General features: G+C 40.0%; 22 protein-coding genes. 16 read left to right on the top strand and 6 right to left on the bottom strand.

Translation table 11 applies throughout. The features are described 5' to 3' along the window. The first annotated feature begins 18 nt into the window (after nt 1–18). Complete coding sequence (gene mgrA / locus B3600_RS00770) at nt 19–1,050, top strand: L-glyceraldehyde 3-phosphate reductase (RefSeq protein ID WP_204991172.1); 1,032 nt, start codon at nt 19–21, stop codon at nt 1,048–1,050. Between the two features lie 101 nt (nt 1,051–1,151). On the opposite strand, the gene B3600_RS00765 is transcribed toward mgrA, so the two are convergent. The 5 genes from B3600_RS00765 to B3600_RS00745 form a co-directional block, all read right to left on the bottom strand. Continuing rightward, nucleotides 1,152–1,679 carry a DUF1697 domain-containing protein gene (locus B3600_RS00765; RefSeq protein WP_070560882.1) on the bottom strand — a complete coding sequence of 176 codons (528 nt, stop codon included), beginning with the start codon at nt 1,677–1,679 and terminating at the stop codon, nt 1,152–1,154. 9 nt (nt 1,680–1,688) lie between these two features. Beyond that, a complete protein-coding gene (locus B3600_RS00760; protein WP_112374679.1) occupies nt 1,689–1,991 on the bottom strand; it encodes an MGMT family protein in 303 nt (100 codons plus the stop codon). Between the two features lie 127 nt (nt 1,992–2,118). Next, complete coding sequence (locus tag B3600_RS00755) at nt 2,119–2,613, bottom strand: hypothetical protein (RefSeq protein WP_286751776.1); 495 nt, start codon at nt 2,611–2,613, stop codon at nt 2,119–2,121. A 284-nt stretch (nt 2,614–2,897) separates the two neighbouring features. Continuing rightward, a complete protein-coding gene (locus B3600_RS00750) occupies nt 2,898–3,107 on the bottom strand; it encodes a hypothetical protein (RefSeq protein ID WP_286751775.1) in 210 nt (69 codons plus the stop codon). Then, nucleotides 3,097–3,936 carry a class I SAM-dependent methyltransferase gene (locus tag B3600_RS00745; RefSeq protein ID WP_286751774.1) on the bottom strand — a complete coding sequence of 280 codons (840 nt, stop codon included), beginning with the start codon at nt 3,934–3,936 and terminating at the stop codon, nt 3,097–3,099. Before B3600_RS00745 ends, B3600_RS00750 begins: the two co-directional genes overlap by 11 nt. Nucleotides 3,937–4,340: 404 nt before the next feature. Here B3600_RS00745 and B3600_RS00740 point away from each other — a divergent pair, with 404 nt between their 5' ends. From B3600_RS00740 to B3600_RS00670, 15 genes are all read left to right on the top strand, one after another. Next, complete coding sequence (locus B3600_RS00740; protein ID WP_286751773.1) at nt 4,341–5,756, top strand: aldehyde dehydrogenase family protein; 1,416 nt, start codon at nt 4,341–4,343, stop codon at nt 5,754–5,756. A gap of 5 nt (nt 5,757–5,761) precedes the next feature. After that, entirely contained in the window at nt 5,762–6,586 is an 825-nt protein-coding gene (locus B3600_RS00735) for a helix-turn-helix domain-containing protein (RefSeq protein ID WP_286751772.1), read from the top strand. A gap of 17 nt (nt 6,587–6,603) precedes the next feature. Next, nucleotides 6,604–7,401: an SDR family NAD(P)-dependent oxidoreductase gene (locus B3600_RS00730; RefSeq protein WP_286751771.1), complete on the top strand. Its 798-nt coding sequence runs from the start codon at nt 6,604–6,606 to the stop codon at nt 7,399–7,401. 370 nt (nt 7,402–7,771) lie between these two features. Then, nucleotides 7,772–9,064, top strand: a complete 1,293-nt coding sequence (locus tag B3600_RS00725; protein ID WP_286751770.1) for an epoxide hydrolase family protein — start codon at nt 7,772–7,774, stop codon at nt 9,062–9,064. 30 nt (nt 9,065–9,094) lie between these two features. Further along, the gene (locus tag B3600_RS00720; protein WP_286751769.1) at nt 9,095–10,387 is read left to right on the top strand and encodes an epoxide hydrolase family protein; all 1,293 of its coding nucleotides are present in this window, start codon (nt 9,095–9,097) and stop codon (nt 10,385–10,387) included. A gap of 244 nt (nt 10,388–10,631) precedes the next feature. Further along, nucleotides 10,632–11,093, top strand: coding sequence for a protein-disulfide reductase DsbD domain-containing protein (locus B3600_RS00715; protein ID WP_286751768.1), 462 nt, complete (start codon nt 10,632–10,634; stop codon nt 11,091–11,093). Nucleotides 11,094–11,150: 57 nt separating this feature from the next. After that, nucleotides 11,151–11,924, top strand: a complete 774-nt coding sequence (locus tag B3600_RS00710; protein ID WP_286751767.1) for a DUF1223 domain-containing protein — start codon at nt 11,151–11,153, stop codon at nt 11,922–11,924. 125 nt (nt 11,925–12,049) lie between these two features. Beyond that, nucleotides 12,050–13,087, top strand: a complete 1,038-nt coding sequence (locus B3600_RS00705; protein ID WP_286751766.1) for a heme-binding domain-containing protein — start codon at nt 12,050–12,052, stop codon at nt 13,085–13,087. Continuing rightward, on the top strand, nt 13,053–13,487 hold the full coding sequence (locus B3600_RS00700) for a hypothetical protein (protein WP_286751765.1): 435 nt from the start codon (nt 13,053–13,055) through the stop codon (nt 13,485–13,487). Before B3600_RS00705 ends, B3600_RS00700 begins: the two co-directional genes overlap by 35 nt. A gap of 43 nt (nt 13,488–13,530) precedes the next feature. Continuing rightward, complete coding sequence (locus B3600_RS00695; protein WP_286751764.1) at nt 13,531–14,565, top strand: alpha/beta fold hydrolase; 1,035 nt, start codon at nt 13,531–13,533, stop codon at nt 14,563–14,565. A gap of 70 nt (nt 14,566–14,635) precedes the next feature. Continuing rightward, nucleotides 14,636–15,034, top strand: a complete 399-nt coding sequence (locus B3600_RS00690) for a DoxX family protein (protein WP_286751763.1) — start codon at nt 14,636–14,638, stop codon at nt 15,032–15,034. A 77-nt stretch (nt 15,035–15,111) separates the two neighbouring features. Then, nucleotides 15,112–16,143 carry a sensor histidine kinase gene (locus B3600_RS00685; RefSeq protein ID WP_286751762.1) on the top strand — a complete coding sequence of 344 codons (1,032 nt, stop codon included), beginning with the start codon at nt 15,112–15,114 and terminating at the stop codon, nt 16,141–16,143. Then, the gene (locus B3600_RS00680) at nt 16,124–16,888 is read left to right on the top strand and encodes a LytR/AlgR family response regulator transcription factor (RefSeq protein ID WP_286751761.1); all 765 of its coding nucleotides are present in this window, start codon (nt 16,124–16,126) and stop codon (nt 16,886–16,888) included. Before B3600_RS00685 ends, B3600_RS00680 begins: the two co-directional genes overlap by 20 nt. Nucleotides 16,889–17,580: 692 nt before the next feature. Next, nucleotides 17,581–17,997: an organic hydroperoxide resistance protein gene (locus B3600_RS00675; RefSeq protein ID WP_286751760.1), complete on the top strand. Its 417-nt coding sequence runs from the start codon at nt 17,581–17,583 to the stop codon at nt 17,995–17,997. 6 nt (nt 17,998–18,003) lie between these two features. Further along, complete coding sequence (locus B3600_RS00670) at nt 18,004–18,774, top strand: alpha/beta hydrolase (protein ID WP_286751759.1); 771 nt, start codon at nt 18,004–18,006, stop codon at nt 18,772–18,774. A gap of 471 nt (nt 18,775–19,245) precedes the next feature. Here B3600_RS00670 and B3600_RS00665 read toward each other — a convergent pair whose 3' ends face one another. Continuing rightward, entirely contained in the window at nt 19,246–20,193 is a 948-nt protein-coding gene (locus B3600_RS00665; RefSeq protein ID WP_286751758.1) for an alpha/beta fold hydrolase, read from the bottom strand. Nucleotides 20,194–20,678: the final 485 nt, after the last annotated feature.

The following is a 20,678-nucleotide window of genomic DNA, read 5'->3' as shown; positions in this document are numbered from 1 at the left end:
TTAAAACTATTCAAGACTATGCAGTATACAGCAAATCCAGACCGATATCAAGATATGATCTATAATCGTTGTGGTCAATCCGGTCTTCTATTGCCTGCCATCTCATTGGGAATGTGGCATAATTTCGGTGACGACACAGCCCATCAAACGAAAGTTGATATTTGCACAACAGCGTTTGACCTGGGAATTACCCATTTCGATCTCGCAAACAATTATGGTCCGCCTGCTGGAAGTGCCGAAAGGGCCTTCGGACAAATATTAAAAGAACAATTTTACGGTTTACGCGATGAGATGATTATTTCATCAAAAGCGGGATATCACATGTGGAATGGGCCTTACGGAGAATGGGGAAGCCGTAAATATGTGATATCAAGCTGTGAGCAATCACTTAAACGCCTGGGTATCGATTACGTCGATATTTTCTATTCACATCGTTTCGACCCCAATACCCCCTTGGAGGAGACCATGCTGGCGCTAGATCAGCTTGTCCGTAGCGGAAAAGCGCTTTATGTCGGTATTTCATCCTATAATTCGCAACGCACAAAAGAAGCCCATGCAATCCTGAAATCATTGGGCACACCTTTTATTATTCATCAGCCTAGCTATTCTATGCTAAACAGATGGGTAGAAACCGATGGCTTGCTCGATACCTTGGATGAGATAGGCATTGGTTCTATCGTCTTTTCCCCTTTGGCACAGGGCATGCTCACCGATAAATATTTACAGCATATCCCCGAGAATAGCCGTGCGGCGCAATCCAAATCACTTCAGACAAAATTTCTGAATGAAGAAAATCAAAAGAACATCCAGGCCTTACATGCAATTGCACAGCGTAGAGGGCAATCACTGGCACAAATGGCTATAGCATGGGTTTTACGCAAGAAGCAAGTTACATCGGCGCTAATTGGCGCCTCAAGACCACAACAGGTCATTGATTGCGTGGGTGCGCTGAAGAATCTGACGTTTAGCCCGGAAGAAATTCACGAAATTGATCTTTATGCAAAAGACGGCCATATTAACATCTGGGCTAAATCGGCTGAGATTGATTAAGATCAATGCCATAAAAGTTTTCATCCGAGGAACTACTTCACGCATGGCTGAATTCCATAAACTAAAAACGAGCCCGGATAATACCGGGCTCATTCCGTTAATTAACCCATTTTTTTCAATATCTTTTCAAAGGTGTTGATATTCCGGCTTGTCATCTTATCTTTCAGATTCTTTTTCCCCAACACCTTTCCGAAGCTGGAATCCAAGGTATTGCCCTTGGGTACGCGCCAATAAAAGACCGTATCGACAATTTCTCCCTTCTCTCCCGGCACATGTGTCGAATTGCTGAATTCATCCATCAGTATTGTTTCGACACCTGTTGTCCCTACAAAAGCATAGACATGGAAGTCTGTATGTATTTCAAAAGGAATATTTGCCTGCAGCAATTCCACTTCTTCCTGTGATCGGATGAACAAAAAAGCTTCATAAGAAAAATAGGCCGACATGGAATCCTCTAGTAACTGCTTGAGCGAGGCGGGCGCTTTGTCCGACGAAAAAACAATATTTCCAGAAGCCAGTACCGAAGTAACGTCCGTTACACCGGCGTCCTTAAAAACCTGACTGACATCTGACATCTTCATATTGGTTCCCTTCACATTGACGCCGCGTAGAAAAGCACAGTATTTCATAGTATTACATTAATCGATTATTTCGTCCATCGGATCCCAAAACAGCTTTCTAAAGTCCTTGATCCGTAAATTATTGACAACAAGCCCCTCGGCTTCAAGCCGTTCTTGAAATTCAGGCACTGCAAGCGTGCCGCCACTGGATACAACACGGTGGGCAGGTACATCGCTGGGACATCCTCCCATAGCCTTTCCGACATGTCGCGAATGATTTGGATAGCCCAAGGCTTTTGCTATCGATCCATAGGTCGTCACTCTTCCTTTCGGAATCAGCTTTGCAACCTCATATACCTGCTGTTTGAATTGCTCATCCATGGTAATTTATATTTTATTTGCCTTGATTATACATGTCAAAAAATTTTCTTTCGCTATTTCTACAGCAAAAAAGGAAAGTAAACTAAGTTACAAAAAGCTACTATAAGCTGTACAGTCTTTAGTTGATTCAATTGTCTAATTTTTTATTTCCATATGCTTGTGGGGGAAAATATTCTTCCAATTGTTTATATACACGATTCCAGCTAGGGTTATCGTCAGCATTCAGTTTTACATATTGCCCCTTTTTTGTTGTAATGCTTATTTTTATATCTATTCCGTCGTATGGCTGACGCGATTCCTCTTCTTTAGCGGCAATAAATTTTTCCAAATCAATTTTATTTAATAGCAAGTTCCATTTATCTTCCGTGTTGACATATGATTTTAGGGTACTCTGCGCTGTATCAATTGCAGAAAACAGACAATAAATACTATCTCTTGTTATCTTCATCGTATAACCTTTTGAAGGTGTTACTGTAAATCCGCCAACCATAGAAATTGACACTGCTGTAATCTCATCTTTAGTATTTTCTGCCGTCACCCGATGTGAGTTATGGGTACAGCTTTCTCCTAAGAATAGCTGTCCGACCAAAAGTGAGAACTGTAGGATCAATTTTCCGCCCATATCTTGTTCCTTTAAACGTTAATAAGTATATAATCAAACAAAAAAAACGTTATCTGTTGTCAACAGACAACGTCTTTTGCTGCTTTCCTAATTTACAAAAGTTATTAGGATTTCGCGCTCCCAATCGCTATATTCCTTACGTATCAAATCGATCCCTCGAAATACAATCTCAGCGTAAAACCCACCAATAAGCAAAGCCGCAACTATCGTCATGACCAGCCTTGCCAGACTAAAGGCAACGCAGACTATTGCAGTAACATCTCCTAGGAAAAATACATTAGCGGTTAATTTTTCTTCATTCTCTTCGCTCTTTTCGTCGGGCTGTAATTGCAGGATCTGATTGCTGTATATTCAATTTTATATTCAGACAAAAGCTGTACAATTATTTCGTTGGTTTCGTTTTCGTTCAATTCCATTTTTTCTCCGAGATCAATTTCGTTTAGTTGACCATCATTGTCTATTAGTGCCCAGTAATATTTGTCTTTATTTTCCATGGTTATATGTTTTTTGTACCGCTATCATCATATGTGGACTGAACGGAAGAAGGTAGCTATCATTTTCAGTAATTTGAATAAGCTCCATGAGTACTCTCCGCCGTTGGTAGTTCTGCATATTGGCAAAAAAGTCTTTGTCCAACCATGCCATACCTTCAACTGCGTACGTATTTAAATAGGTTAATTGTTGATTTAAAAATTCATTCTTTAATTGTTCGGGCCTATGATAAAATGCTTCTGCTAAAAGCCAAGGGAAATCAGGGGGCGGATTATGTTTGCTAAGTGTTAGTTCTTCCTTACACATTTCAAAAAATGACTTTTTGTGGATTAACCCATTTAAAAGACCTACCAAAGTGGATGCAGTATAATTAATGGCAAAACCCAATATAACGCCGTTGTTTTTCAAAACTCGTTTGGCTTCACAAATGGTTAAATCCCGGTCCTCTTTCTCTTGAAGATGATAAAGTGGACCGTGTAGTATAATAAGGTCGGCATAATTATTTGAGAACTCTAATTTTCGAGATTCTCCTTTGTGCACAGCAAATTTGTTTTTCAATTTATTAGCTCTGTCGCGGGCTATTTTTAAATGTTTTGTAACGGGCTCTACCAAATGAACTCGATGTCCTTTCTTTGCAAGCCATTCCGAATACTTCCCTGTGCCACCACCGATATCAATTATGGTTAATGGTGAAGAGATGATGTATTTTTCAATAAGTGATTTTATTCTTTCAAACTCAAATACTCCCATTCCCTTATCAAGTCTGGTTTCTTCCGATACTTTATCGTAGAATAACTCTATTTCTCTACTTATTAATTGTTTACTATTCATTATATTCCTTGTATAATAAGCATTTTAAATGCTATAACATCGTAAAATGATAAACCAATCGATTTGATAATCAATTTTTCGGTTGTGATTTAATAAAATATGGGGATACAATTATCTGTGCACTGAAAGTCAAAAGATTTCATGCAGTTATAGCTCTTTTTCGAGCATGTCTTTTTTAGTTAAGACGCAGATAATATGTTAGATATAGTATAACAGACTACAAAGATAGATTTTTTTTTGAAAAAATTAATCTTTCTCACAAACTACTACTTGTGATTCAGCATGATACTTGAGCCTTTCAACAAAGTAATCTGGGCTTTCTAACAAACCTTCAAGGATGGCAGCGATGTAATTTTGTGTCAATAATAACGATGCTTTTGAGCGAAGTTTTAAAAGACAACAAAATGAAAATAATTAACCAACATTATGTCGATGGGCAATTTCGGCCTTCGACTGGTACCGAGAAGATGGATATCATTAATCCTTCGGATGAAAGCCTCATCGGTCATGTCATCTTGGGCAATGAGCAGGATATGGAGGCTGCAATAGTTGCTGCATCAGCAGCTTTACCTTCTTTTTCACAAACAATCAGAGCACAACGCATGGATTACCTACAGCAACTGCATGATGCGCTGATGGAGCGGCTCGATGACCTGCAGGAAGCAACCACAACAGAGTATGGTGCAACAGTACAACGGTCTCGCTGGTCAAACCAGTATGCCGCTGAGACTTTCCTCTACTTCAAGGAAATCCTTAAGGATTTTTCTTTCGAACGTCCCATAGGTCATTCGGTAATTTCTATGGTGCCAGTTGGCGTAACCGGTATTATGACGGCCTGGAATGCCAATTCAGGTTCCATATGTGTGAAGCTGGCTGCTGCGATAGCAGCTGGCTGTACCGTAGTAATCAAACCCAGTGAAATGAGTGCGATTCAGTCGCAAGTTTTGGCAGAGTGCTTCCACCAGGCAGGACTTCCAGCCGGCGTAATCAATATGGTACATGGACGCGGAGATATTTTGGGAACGCTATTGTCTACCCACCCTGCTGTGGCTAAAATCCTATTCACAGGTTCTACAATAGTCGGCAAGATCATTGCCCGCAATGCAGTAGATACGATGAAGCGCGTCACGCTGGAACTCAGTGGAAAATCACCCAATATTATTCTTGATGATGCGGATCTTGATACTGCAATACCAATGGCGGTAAGTGCAGCCTTTATGAATAGTGGTCAAGCCTGTATTGCTGGCACACGACTGCTGGTACCGGAAGCTGTCCTTCCAGAAGTTAAAGCTATCTTGCTGAAAACAATGGCTACACAAATAGTTGGTGACCCAAGAGATGAGCAGACGGTCATTGGACCAATGGCCAGTCAGAAACAGTTTGACCGGATACAACATTATATCAGGCTGGGTATCGACGAGGGCGCGGAACTTTTAGTTGGTGGTTTGGGTAAACCGGATGGATTACAGAGCGGATTTTACGTCAAACCCACTATATTTACAGGTGTAAGTAATGACATGACGATTGCGCAAGAAGAAATTTTCGGACCTGTATTATCCGTTATTACCTACAAAACTGAAGAAGAAGCTATTGCCATTGCCAACGATACCATATATGGATTGCATGCTTATGTAAGCAGTTCATACATGGAGCGGGCGCAACGAGTTGCTGCACAGATTAATGCCGGCAGGGTCGCGATCAATACGATCTATCACGATGCGCTGGCACCATTCGGCGGATTTAAACAATCAGGCCTGGGCAGAGAAGGAGGATTATATGGACTCGAAGAACAATTAGAACCAAAAGTAATCATAAGCTAATCGCTATGGAATGTAAAAATGATATTTCCGAAAAAGCAAAAGATGCAGCTAAAGGCCCCAGAATAGTGCTAAATACCTATTCCGGAAACACGATCGAGGGCGAAGCTTTTGTAGCAGATCATATCTTCAGTTATATTCTCCAGGGGAAACAGGATGTCTGGCTTGCTGATCAAAAGCATTCCTATCGGGAAGGTGACTTCCGCTTTTTTCGACGCAATCAATTAACAAAATACGTGAAAAGTACCACCGATGGAAGTTTCAGGTCTATAGCAGTGCATATCGATCAGTGCACCTTAAAGGAAATGAGCGAACAATATGGACTGAAAGCTGATAGCATAATTGATCCCCATTCCACACTGCTTATCCAGCCAGGTGCATTGCTGAAAGGTTTTGTAGATTCCTTGGTTCCTTATCTGCAACAGCAAACGGATGACCGTATTGTTGCGCTTAAAGCCAGAGAGCTTGTTTTACTACTTATTCAGCATAATCCTGCATTTAAAAATGTGCTGTTTGATTTTAATGAACCGGGTAAGATTGACCTGGAAGCCTTTATGAACAGCCATTATCGCTACAATGTACCAATGGAACGTTTTGCTTTTCTTACAGGCCGCAGCCTTTCGGGTTTTAAGCGCGATTTTGAAAAGCAGTTTCATACCAGCCCGGGCAGGTGGCTGTTGCAGAAGCGCCTGGATACAGCCCGCTTCTTGATCGAACAGCAAAAAGGGAAGCCGTCCGATGTATACTTGGATCTGGGTTTTGAGGACCTCTCCCACTTTTCCTTTGCCTACAAAAAGGAATTTGGTTATGCGCCAAATAAAAAACATTCATAGCATAAAAATCAATTAAAATGGACATACAATTAAAGGGTAAACGTGCCCTGGTAACCGGATCTAGTTCCGGGTTGGGCGAAGCCATTGCTAAAATGCTCGCAAGTGAAGGCGCCATGGTAATTATACATGGACGTAACCTTAAACGGGCCGAGGATGTAGCTGCACAGATTAACGCTTCCGGTGGATCTGCCACAGTAGCGATCGGAGACCTTGGGACGGATGAAGGCGCCGATGCTGTAGCTGCAGCGGCACTCTCCTCCGGACCGGTGGATATACTGGTTAATAATGCCGGAGTTACTTCCCACAAATCATGGGGCGAAGCCAGTACAGAGGACTGGTTAGCGCTGTACAACACAAATGTGGTTTCATATGTACGTATGATACAGCGCATCGTCCCACAGATGAAGGAGCTTGGTTGGGGCAGGTTAATACACATTGGAGGTGGATTGGCCATACAGCCCATAAAGGAACAGCCACATTATAATGCGACTCTTGCCGCGCGACATAATATGTCTGTATCGCTAGCTAGACAGCTTAAAGAGACAGGCATCACTTCGAATATCGTATCTCCCGGAGCCATTATCAATCCAATGGTAGAACAATGGCTCGAGCAGGCAGCACCTAAATTTGGATGGGGAACGGATAGGGAAGAGATTAAGTACAAAGCAGTTCAGGAGCTTATCCCAAATGATACGGGCAGGTTTGGTGCACCTGAAGAAATTGCGGGTGCCGTTGTCTACCTCTGTAGTCGTTTTGCTGACTATGTCAGCGGTTCTGTACTACGGGTCGACGGAGGGACGATCCGTTGTTTATAAAATCAGACCGACAAAGTGAAACAGCGGTTTATTTACCGCTGTTTTTCTGTTTTTGAAACTTTTTGCTTTCATATTTACTGTAATGCATCTGCTCTATAGACCAATATAAGATCTTCCTCACCTTTTCATCAAAGATGTGCAGCAAACGCCACAGTTACCACCGGTTCGAACATTTGTCTAAGTTACACGCAATTTATAAATATATCATTCAAAACGATCAATTATAGCATCATCTTGTTCGCGGATTAAAATAACCAACTCGACAGCTAATATGTCCGGTTCAACCGATTGTTTCTTTCCATAGCCTTTGGCTTGGTCTACATTTGTCTCAACAAAAAGAAATCAGGACAAAAATTCAAAACAAGAAACAATGAAAACAAAACTTACAACCGTACTCTTAGCAGCAGCAGCATTCTCGCTAAGTCTACCTACCATTGCCAGTGCTCAAAACAACAAAACTACCAGTACTGTTTTAAAAACAGACACCAGCATCCGGCCATTTAAGATCAACATTCCACAGTCAAAGCTTGACGAGCTCAAACGCCGTATCGCGGAAACTCGCTTTCCCGATAAAGAAACTGTGAATGATGAATCTCAAGGCATTCAATTAGCACAGTTGAAGGAACTGGTAACCTATTGGGGGAAAGGATATGACTGGAGAAAACTTGAAAAAAAATTAAATGCTCTTCCACAATACATAACAAAAATTGATGGTTTGGATATCCAGTTCATCCATGTACGCTCAAAAGAACCCAATGCACTACCGGTAGTCCTTACCCACGGTTGGCCAGGGTCACCGCTAGAATTCATAGATGCCATTGGCCCGCTGACTGATCCTCTAAAATATGGTGGAAAAGCAGAAGATGCGTTCGATGTGATTATCCCTGCAATTCCAGGATATGGCTTTTCAGAAATCCCCAAAGAAACAGGCTGGAATCCAGACCGCGTTGCCAAAGCTTGGGATGTATTGGTAAAACGCCTTGGCTACACAAAATATGTTTCGGAAGGTGGTGATCATGGTTCAGTGATCTCCGATGCATTGGCAAAGCAGGCTCCGTCCGGACTTCTTGGAATACACCTTACGATGCCCGCAACAATTCCCGCTGAATTGGTAAAACCGATTAACGCGGGTGACCCTACTCCTATCGGACTTTCAGAAGACGAAGCTAAAGCATATAATTCTCTAAGTACATTCTTTGGAAGAAATGCAGCCTATGGCGGAATGATGGTTACAAGACCACAGACAACAGGTTATCTTCTGTCTGATTCTCCGAGTGCACTTGCAGCATTCTTGTCCGAAAAAATTGCAGAATGGACAGAAAGTGACCTACAACCCGAAAAAGTAATCCATAGAGATGCAATATTAGATGACATTACATTGTATTGGTTGACGAATACCGGTGCTTCATCTTCACGGTTCTATTGGGAAAACAATAACAATAATTTCAGTTCAGATCATCAAAAAACCAAGACTATAAAAGTTCCTGTGGCTATTTCCGTATTCCCACATGAAATCTACCAAGCACCCGAAAGCTGGTCAAAAGCCGCTTATCCCACCTTGTATTACTACCATAAAGCAAAAAAAGGAGGACACTTTGCAGCATGGGAGCAACCTCAAATTTTTACGGAAGAGCTTAGAGCTGCATTCAAATCCCTTAGATAATTTAGTTTAATCCCTTATAAAATTCCAACAATGAAAAAGACCATAATCACAGCAACATTTTTAGCGATGTTTGTATTAGGAACTGTACCTACCCACGCGCAAATTGCCTCTAACAATACAGTTCAACTAGATCAGAGCATTCGACCATTCCACATCCGAATACCGGATGAAAAGATCTCAGATCTGAAAGCACGGCTACGGAATACAAAATGGCCGGACAAGGAACTTGTCAACAACGAAACACAAGGGGTCGAACTTGCTACCATGAAGTCACTTGCGGACTATTGGTTGACAAAATATGACTGGCGAAAAATAGAATCAAAACTAAATTCTTACCCGCAGTACATTACAAATATTGACGGAGTGGATATTCATTTTATTCATGTCCGCTCAAAGAATAAAAATGCGCTTCCAATAATTATTACCCATGGCTGGCCAGGATCGATTATCGAGCAATTAAAGATCATTGAACCGCTTACCAATCCGGAGAAATTCGGAGGAAAAAGAGAAGATGCTTTTGATGTGGTAATTCCGTCCATTCCCGGGCATGGTTTTTCGGGGAAACCCACAGAACTTGGGTGGAACCCTGTACGGGTAGCCAAGGCATGGATCACACTCATGGACAGACTGGGCTATCATAAATATGTAGCCCAAGGTGGTGACTGGGGAAATGCAATCTCCGAAAATATGGCGCTGATTGCTCCCAAATCATTACTTGGAATTCATACCAATATGGCAGCCACAGTACCAAGTGAAATATCGCAGGCCTTGGCAAAAGGTATTATACCTGCGGATTTAGGCCCAGATGAAAAGAATGCGTTCACGCAACTGGACTTTTTCTATAAAAAAGGTTTGGGCTACGCCAATGAAATGAGTCTACGCCCTCAAACGCTTTATGCAATTGATGATTCACCGGTCGGATTGGCAGCCTGGATGCTTGACCATGATGACCGGAGCCAAAAATTGATTACACGTGTATTCGCAGGTCAGCAAGAAGGACTATCCAAGGATGACATCCTTGACAATATATCCTTGTATTGGTTTACAAATACCGGAATATCTTCAGCGCGTCTGTACTGGGAGGCTTCTCAGGGATCCACAGCGGGATTTTTTGATCCAAGGAGATTAAAGATTCCGGTAGCGGTAAGTGCTTTCCCCGATGAGATCTATGCTGTTCCAAAAACTTGGGCCCAACGCGCCTATCCGAAACTGATCTACTTCAACAAATTGGAAAAGGGCGGGCATTTCGCTGCCTGGGAACAACCGGAACTCTTTACAAAAGAAATGAGAAATGCTTTCCGATCATTAAGATCAGACTTATAATGGCCATCATGAAAAACTAAAATAAATCATTTGTTTTGATTGTGCTGTTTTTATCCCGTCCACTTTTTCAATTTTGAAATAGTGGACTTTTTTTATCGCATTTCCCCTAAAATTTTTGATGTCCATAAGTGCCGGCTTCAATGGGAAAAAAGTCCGTTCTAACCACTTTTCACTATTCTGAAACTGTTATTTACCGTCTATTTGCATAACAAAACAACAGTTTTTAACTAAAAAAATAAGAAAAATGAACAAGCTAGCAATTTTAATGATCACAGTCCTAATGATTTTCTGCGGTTATTCCAAAGGTCAGACTTCCAATGGTCAGATAACATGGGAATGTATTCTCAAAAGAAAATCCCCTGACGAAGGAGAAATTTCAATGAAAGCAAAGATACCCCAAGCGTGGCATATGTATGCGCTGGGCAATAGTCCCCAGAGCCCCATTAAAATGAACTTTAAATTCCAGCCTGATAAATCTTATGAACTGGTAGGGAAAGTGGCCCAGCCCACACCACTCCGAAAGTTCGAAAAAGTATTGGGTATTCCTGTGACCTATTTTGAGAACGATGTTGAGTTTAGTCAAAGAATCAAAATAAAAGGAAAGAATGGCACGATCAGGGGGACAATTCAGTTTATGCAATGCAGCGATGAAATCTGCATCCCGCCTCAAGACTTCGGTTTTTCCCTCAAAATCTTCAGTTTATAATTGTCATATAAAAAACCCTTAATTCATCTTTTCATCAATAAAATAAAAATCAATAGCATGAAATCGATAAAAGAAATATTATACGTCTTAAGTCTTCCTTTGATCATCACACTGATTATGGCTTTCAAAGGATTTGCAGATGACCAGAAAATGGAAAACATCAAAGCAAAAAATTCGGATAAAAGCTTCGCTGTAGTCGAACTGTTTACTTCCGAAGGTTGCTGGAGCTGTCCTCCGGCAGACGAACTGATTGCTAAGCTCGAAAAGGATAACGAAAACAAGAAACTTTTTATTCTGGCATACCATGTAGATTATTGGGATCATCAGGGATGGAAAGACCGTTTCAGCAAAGCCAGGTTCACAGAAAGACAAAAAGAATATGCAACGTGGATGAACCTAGGGACGTTATACACGCCTCAGATGGTAATCAATGGCAAGACAGAAACAGTTGGCTCCGAATCCACCAAAGTATTACGCAGCATTCAATCGGCAATGCTGGAGACCCATGCGGAAAACCTGATTGTAAAAATTGAAAAATCCGAAGGTAAATCTATTCAGATCGGCTACACATCAAAATCAGCATTGAAAAACTCCACAATCCTCATGGCACTTGTTCAAAAGAAAGCCTCTTCGCAGGTCTCAGCAGGTGAAAACGCCGGAAAAGCGCTTTCACATGTACAAATTGTAAGGGACTTGCAAAGCCGAACACTTCAAGCCAATGGCAGCTTCTCATTCAAACTTCCGGATACCAAAGAAGATTGGGAAATTATCGCTTTTGAACAGAACCAGAATTCTGGAGAAATCATTGATGCGACCAGCGTAAGTTTATAGGAAACCCTGTCCGGTTCAACACCAGAAATGCTTTATTCACCTTTCAATATGTCCGGTTCATCGCCTTTGATCTTTTCGACTGGCATTGTTTACTCTAATTTTATCAAAACAAAAAAGAAAATATCATGAAGCACGCAAAACAAATAAGATTATTACCCATTGTATTACTCTGTATCTTAGCAGCTTTTATAGCCTTACAGTTTTTCAATGCGCCGATCGAACAAAGGCCGGTAACCGGGCCTATGAAAAATGTACCTAAAGAGGTCACTCAGATTTTAGAACGTTCCTGCTATGACTGTCATTCAAATGCGCAACATCTCACCTTCTTAGATAAACTCGCTCCGATTTCCTGGATCGTCAATAAAGACATCAGGAGAGCCCGCGAAGTAATGAATTTTTCGGAATGGGACAAATTATCCGAAGCTGAGCAAAAGGGAAAATTCTACGCAATATTCAATATGGTTCGTGCCGAGAAGATGCCTCTTCCCTCCTATGCCATGACGCACCCAGGAGCTAAACTCTCACAAAATGAGATTGAGACCATTAAGCAGTTTGCTTTGTCTCTTTCAGAAAAAGACAGTTTTATTCCTGCACATAGGACAATAAGCCCTGTTCAAGCTGGTCCTAAAGTAGAACCTTTGACCACTACCGTACAAGCTGGAGTCCCCGTTTCTCCCAATGGGATCAGCTACAATGCCGACTTCAAAAATTGGAAAGTGATCGGCATGAGCACACTCATTGACAACAGCATACGGGTAATCTACGGAAATGACATCGCTGTAAAAGCGATTCAGGAAGAAAATTTTCATCCATGGCCAGATGGAAGCGCAGTAGCAAAGGCAGTTTTCAAGCAGACAAAAAAAGCGAATGGTGAAATTGTACCGGGTGACTTTGTGAACATGCAATACATGGTCAAAGACGGGAAAGAATATACGGAAACTGAAGGCTGGGGATTTGCAAAATTCAATGGACAGGAATTGAAACCAACAGGGAAAACAGCATTGTTCGCGCAACAGTCCTGCATCAGTTGCCACAGGCAGCTAGCAGAATCGACAGGCTTTCTTTTCAATGTGCCGCCAAAAGTAAATTCCAGAAAATTAATTGAACACTATTTAAAAACCGCTCAAAATGAAAAAAGTCTTATCCATAGTTCTATTAACTAGTTTAATTTTTGGCTCATGTACCAAAAATCCTGAAAAAGAAACTGGAAAAATCCGCTTTATGTTTGATCCGGGAAGCCTGAAGTTTATTTCATCTTCCTTTAATCCAAACTTACAGACCATGTCTGCGCTTTATGGCAATCAAAAGGGAATTTCAGCACTGGAAACAAAAAAAGGAATCATAGGAGTAGATCTTAAGCTCGTGACCTATAAAATGCAGGATGACCCAAATTATTTTGGAAGTAAGGTCAGTGGTGAGCTGTTAAGTGTCGAGACCGTTAAAACCGATCAAATGGGAAATCTCAAATATGGAATCGAATTCGGAAAGGTTTCTTCTAATGAATCTAGCAGGCAACGTATTAATTCGATCCTTGAATACCAGCCCCTAAAATTACCTAAATAATACTTCGACCTTAAAAATTTAAATCAACTTAAATACTGAAACAATGAAAATCCAACTAAATACAATGTTAAAGATCCTCACATTTTCCATCATCATGATGATAGGTGCTGGAATCTCAAGATTAAATGCGCAAACTTCGGTTAATGAGAAAAACAGCGAAACAGAAGATATGATGAATTTTCAGCAGACTAAAACTATCCAAGCGGGACTCCTAAATGTAGGATATGCTGAAATCGGACCAAGTAAAGGTAAGCCGGTTATCCTTCTTCATGGATGGCCATACGACATCCACAGCTTTGAACAGTCCTCCGCTATCCTTGCTAAAAAGGGATACCGTGTACTGGTACCTTACCTTCGGGGGTATGGAACCACCACATTCCTTTCTGATAAAACCATGCGAAACGGGCAACAGTCTGCGGTCGCAATTGATATCATCAAATATATGGATGCACTGAAAATTGAAAAGGCGATTATCGGTGGGTTCGACTGGGGAGCCAGAACCGCGGATATTATCGCAGCATTATGGCCTGAACGTTGTTCGGCATTGGTCGCTGTAAGTGGATATCTTATTGGTAGCCCCAAAGCGAACGAAAACCCGCTTCCCCCAAATGCCGAATTTTTATGGTGGTATCAATATTATTTCGCCACTGAACGGGGCTATAAAGGCTACAAAGCAAATATACAGGCATTCAATAAACTGATCTGGAAAACAGCTTCACCAAAATGGAACTTTGATGACCAGACCTATAAACGTTCCTCAAAGTCATTCGATAACCCCGACCATGTGGATATTGTCATCCATAATTACCGTTGGCGGTTGGGACTGGCCAAAGGCGAAGAACAATATGACGAACTTGAAGAAAAGCTTGCCAAAGCTCCGGATATTATTGTTCCTACTGTAACCCTTGAAGGTGATGCAAATGGGGCAGCCTTTCCGCCACCAGCAAGTTATGCATCAAAATATAAAGGTAAGTATAAGCATCATACTTTAAACGGTGGTATTGGCCATAACCTGCCACAGGAAGCACCGGAGGCTTTCGCTGAGGCGATCATTGAAGCCGACCTAATGGCACAGTAAACAACGATTATTCATCATAACAGTATACAATAATTTTAATAACTCGCTCAAAAGGCAAAAATAATTGATCATGCAACATTCAACTTACACAAAAATTTATCTTGGCGGACGCATCTTTATGTCATTATGGTTCGGCGCAAGCGGTTTCTTTGAACTCACAAGGAATCCGGTGGTCTGGGATATTACGCTACAACTTGGATATCCTCCACATTTCATTTATATACTAGGTATATTTAAAATTGTAGGCAGTATCATTTTCCTTATTCCAAATCGTTTCAATAGGTTGAAGGAATGGATCTTTGCAGGGATGTTTTTTGACATCACTTTCGCTTTCTTCTCAAAGATTTTGGTGCTTGGCCTACCTTCGACAATCGATGCGATAATCGCCTTTTTAGTCCTGGCCATTACATACTACGCGTTTAACAAACTCCACTTAATTGATTACACTGAAAATTTGTCTCAAGATTAAAAAATGATTTTTTATGCGTTTTGATTTAAATAATCCATAAAAAGCATAACTTCAAACAGAAAATAACCTTCATTAAAATGTTTAAACCCAAAAAGCAAATACCTTTTGAGATTTCAGGTCGTCTGATATGGATTAGTTCAATTTCATTGGGAATATTAACCTCAATCCCTAAAATTGTAGACCATCACTTTGTTATGGCCGAAGGTATAGCCGATTTCGCTGTAACATCCGGTTTTGCATTATTGATCTGGTATTATAATATCTATTCGATACCTGCATATACAAAGAAAACAGGCAGTAAAAAAGTACTGTCGGGTCAGCTATTTAGGGGATTGGGAGTGGGTTTAATATTGATGTTTTTCCTTTCTTCTATACAGTATTACATTCTATCTCACCTAAATTTTGGCCCCCAAATATTAATGTACGAAGTAAGAGGGATATTGATCAACCTCACATTTTATATGTTTATCCATATATTATACCAGACTTATCTTAATCAACAATTTGTACGAGAACTTGAACGCTCGATGGCTGCAAATCTTGAAGCTCAATATGAACTTTTAAAACAACAGGTAAATCCCCATTTTCTTTTTAATAGTCTCAATACCCTAAAATACATGGTAGAGAGCCACGATGACCAATCTTCAGAATTTATACTAAAACTTGCTGACTTCTACAGATTTACTCTTGGAAGTCTAAAGCTTAAAGTCCTAACATTAAAAGAAGAACTGGCTATTATGGAATCGTACGTATATCTATTGAAAGCCCGTTTTGAAGAAGGCCTTTTTGTGAGACAAAATCTTGGGAGTGATAGCTATGACTCTTACATTCCTCCTTTTACACTGCAGCTATTAGTAGAAAACTGCATCAAACATAATATTGTTTCGTTGGAGAAACCACTTTACATTGCGATCTATCAGCAGGAAGATTATTTGGTTATCGAGAACAATCTGCAGGAAAGGAAAATTCCAGAACCCTCCACCGGACTGGGGCTCAAAAATATCAATCAACGGTACCTTCATCTTAGCCAGAAAAATATTATCATTACGGCGACTGACGAAAAATTTACCATAAAACTTCCCATATTATATGAACATCCTAATAATTGAAGACGAAATTAAAGCTGCGCGTTCACTGGAAAATCTGATATTGCATTTGCAGCCAGGTTCCCGGATTCTGGCAAAGATCCAAAGTGTAGAGGGCGCTATAGACTATTTGTCCAATAACCCATCGCCAGAGCTGATCTTTATGGATATCCAGCTGTCCGATGGTATTAGCTTTGACATCTTTAAAGCTGTCAAAATCGTATGTCCAGTAATTTTTTGCACAGCTTTCGGTGAATACGCCATGGAAGCAATTAAAGAAAACGGGATTGATTATCTGCTTAAACCATTTTCGGAAGATGATCTAAAAAATGCTTTTGAGAAAGTGCATAATTTTAAAAATATTTTCCAGAAAGCCTCTGCCAATGATCTTAACGATATAATCAGTCGGATCGGTGATCAAGAAAGGAAGAAAACGAGTTTCCTGGTTTTTAAAAACAATAAATACCTTACAGTCAAAACGGATGATATCGCCTATATTTATATCAATTATACCTCCCCTTCCCTTGTCACCTTTAAAGGCGAACAATATGATATGAACCAATCTTTGGATCATTTGGGAAGCATCCTTTCCGATAAACAGTTTTTTAGGCTCAATAGACAGTACCTCATCAATTTTTCTGCCGTAAAGGAAGTTGAGCATTATTTTGGAAGAAAGCTCTTTGTAAAACTGACCGTTCCAACAGAAGAAAAGCTTTTGATCGGCAAAGATAAAACTGCCATGTTCCTGAATTGGTTGGAAGACCGCTAAACTAGATCGGGGTAAATGGGATAAGAAATGACATATTTTATGCGGCAATGAACGGATACGGATTCCCATTTGCATATTTTTATCTGCTATAAAGTTCCGATATAAATATTCTTGACAAGCGAACAAACGACTTTGGCATCAGGAAAATTAAAGTTTTGACCAAATCGATAAAAGATCACAAAGGCTCCTTACTGGAGACATTCTGTGCTAGAGTCTTTCCTCAAAAAAGGTATTCTATTAAAGTAATACGATCTTTAAACCTAACAGGCGATGATGTCCTGTTAGGTTTTGATCAATTATACGCTGCCCGAAATTGCCTGAGCAATACACACGATCTTAACCATTCGATTTTCGAGCAGCCTGTTAACCTAAAAAGTGCAGCTTAACGCTAACAAAATTTCCGCTAAGAGTTTATTGACACTATCCAATTAATACAACACGGTCTTAAAAATATAGTTAATCAAGACATAAATAAATCTTGATTTTTTTTGCTGTCAGATATATAGTATTGTCGCAAATCCTCATTGTCCATTTCATTATTTTATTTGTCCACTTTAACCGCTATTATGTCCATCTGGGGCACTTTACACTAGTTTGATAGGATATTTTATGGTCTCTTTGTACTATCAAAATAGTAGAAAAGACACCGAAAAAAATAAAAAATAAGGTCTAACAATAAAATAAATAAGAAAATGAATAACATCGAAAAAGTACTCTACACAGCAAAAACCCATACGGTTGGAGGTAGAGAAGGGAATGCTAAAAGCAGCGACGAAAAATTGGATATCATACTTTCCGCACCAGGATCCATTGGGAAAGGAACTAATCCTGAACAGCTATTTGCCGCAGGTTGGTCGGCCTGTTATATTGGAGCACTTGGTTTAGCAGCAAAAAAACTTGGTACAATACTACCAAAAGATGCTTTCGTCGATGCCGAAGTCGATTTGGGATTGACAGGTGATGCATTTCTTCTGCAAGCAAGATTATCTGTCGGTCTTCCAGGAATTGACAAAGAAATCGCCGAACAGCTTATTGAACTTGCACACCAAACCTGTCCATATTCCAAAGCAATAAAAGGAAACATCAATATTTCAACAACACTAATCTAAACAGTCATGCTAAAAAAAATCCACTTTGCAATTTTACTTTTAGTAACTATATTTTTGGGCTTAGGTAATGCACAAGCTCAAAAAAAGAACACCAATACCAAAATTAAAAACATAGTACTTGTACATGGTGCTTTTGTTGATGGATCAGGATGGAGAAGCGTATATGATATCCTTTCAAAAAATGGCTACAATGTAACAATTGCCCAGATTCCATTGACTTCATTAAAGGATGATAATGCAACTGTACGAAGAATATTGGATAAACTTGATGGACCGGCAGTACTTGTAGGCCACTCATGGGGCGGTACAGTAATTACGGAATCAAGTTCACATGCCAATGTTGCCTCTCTAGTTTACGTAACTGCATTTCAACCTGATAAAGGTGAAACAACAGATAAATGGTATTCGTCCCAACCGGGTCTTCCAGAAGCTGGTATTTTACCTCCGGATAATGAAGGGTTTGCCTATTATGACCTGGAAAAATTCCATGCGGGATTTGCGGCTGATCTTAGCCATGAACAAGCAACTTTTATGGCACATGCCCAAAAACCGATCCTTGCTTCATCGTTTACCACAGCAGTAACAGCTGCAGACTGGCATACAAAACCGACATTCGGAATTGTTCCAACGGCGGATAAGAGCATCAATCCTATTATATTAAGAAATATGTACAAAAGGTCAGATACGAAGATCACCGAGATCAAAGGAGCGAGCCATGCCGTATTCATCTCACATCCTCAAGAAGTCGCCAATATAATTATGGCAGCCTCAAAATAAGCCGCATTTTATCCCTGGTCCATATAGTTTAATTTATTCGTTTTGAAATAATTTTAAGTAATTATTTCAGCAAGAATGCCCGGTAGTTTTATCGGGCATTTTTGCATTTATGTTTTATCTATAGCCAGCATATAATAACCACGAGCAATTTACCTCAGCAATGACCGTCAACAGAAAACCATTCATAAACTTCTCATCGATCATTTCCACTAGGCATTAAAATGTCTTCTATAAATTTGAGAATCTTCACAATATTATAAATAGATCAGCTCAAGGAAGTCTAAATGGTAAGGTCATTACAAAATGATGTTTGCTTTTAATTCGAAAAGATACTTTTCCTTTTTCCCATTCAACCTTAAACAGTTCTCTACTTTAAAAATTATATTCCCGGGTATTATTTAAAATAAAAATGGGCAGATCAACTTTAGTGTTGATCTGCCCCGGAATTAAAGCTTTTTGATATTTAGTATGTTATTGAGCTAAAAATGCGCATGCTTTTGTTATGAATGCTTCATGATTCTGATAAAAAGCCGCATGTCCAGAATCTGAGAACTCAACTAATACAGCGTTCTCTAAATTTTGTTTCATATTATATGCATTTTGAACAGAAATTGGAAGATCCTTATCTCCATGAACGATTAGAACAGGTTTTTTAATGGTTTTAATTTCCTCAAGTGCATTTGCATCAGGTTGCGCCCATGCTAATACTGCAGTAAATTGAGCGGTTGAAGTAGCATCACTTAGTGCCGGATCTCGATCAACAGTGCGTTGATGGACACGGGCAAACGACGCTTTTCCTGCTGCAATGCTTGTTTGTGAATCAGTAAATCCGAATTTTAAGTAGGATTCTTCTGCGCTAAGTCCAGCAGTTCCTGCAACAATATTTGGAAGATTGGCAAGACCGATTGCTCCTTTAGGTCCACTATCGGCCAAAATAATCTTATTAACTATCGCTGGCTCCGTTAACACAATTCTTTGGGCAACAAATCCTCCCATTGAGAATCCCATGATATTTACTCTTCCAAGGTTCATTGCTTTGATAAAATCAATAGCGTCATTAGCCATTGCTTGGACAGAATTAGGAGTGGTCCCTTTGGATGAAGCTACTCCCTTGTTATCAAAAATGATTATTTTATATTGTTTTGCGAGTCCATTGGTGACCGCGGGATCCCAATCGTCCATAGAACCTCCAGTTCCTGGCAATAACACTAGAGGTATTCCACCTTCCTTCCCCCAGCTGCGATAAGCAAACTCTACTCCTTTCACGTTGATAAAGTTAGTTTTTGCATTGTTATGATTTGCAGGCGACGATTCCTGTTCTGTCGGAAATTCGTTATCATCACTACATGAAATTGCTACGGCGGAAAATAGGGATACGCATAACGCACTTGCGATTGTAAATTTTCTAATTGTTTTCATTATTGTCTTTTTTAGTATTATTATAAAACAAACTTAGACCAATCACACAAGTTAAATAAGAACAAAATAGTTAAACCGGACACACTAGCACCTGGATTAGACATTCTAGATGGTAAAGAAACAATGGGCCCCAAAATGATTCTAAAAAGATATTGAGTTCTTTAGCCTCTCCTTGGTACCTATTACTTTCTCCTCCTTTTGGTTCCATCTGTTAATATCCCACTTCCTTTTTGTTGATGTTTCTTTAGGGATACAATCTACTGTAATCCGAACATAGATGAAGTGGATTGATTTGCTCTTCACGTTTAAGCTCCTTAAAAAGAAAGAAAGCCATAAACAAAAAAATCCTGCAAATCATTGATTTTGCAGGATTTATCTATTTTTTAGTGCTTTTTAAAAACTTTAAATTTGCACCTGGCGGAGAGTGAGGGATTGCCACCTACCCTTCTATCAATCTACAAACCAACTAGTTACGAATTGTAAAT

This window comes from Sphingobacterium sp. UBA2480, assembly GCF_002341965.1.
Taxonomy (GTDB): Bacteria; Bacteroidota; Bacteroidia; order Sphingobacteriales; family Sphingobacteriaceae; genus Sphingobacterium; species Sphingobacterium multivorum.
Note: the sequence above shows the minus strand (reverse complement) of the source record. Positions and strands in the feature narration are given on the sequence as shown.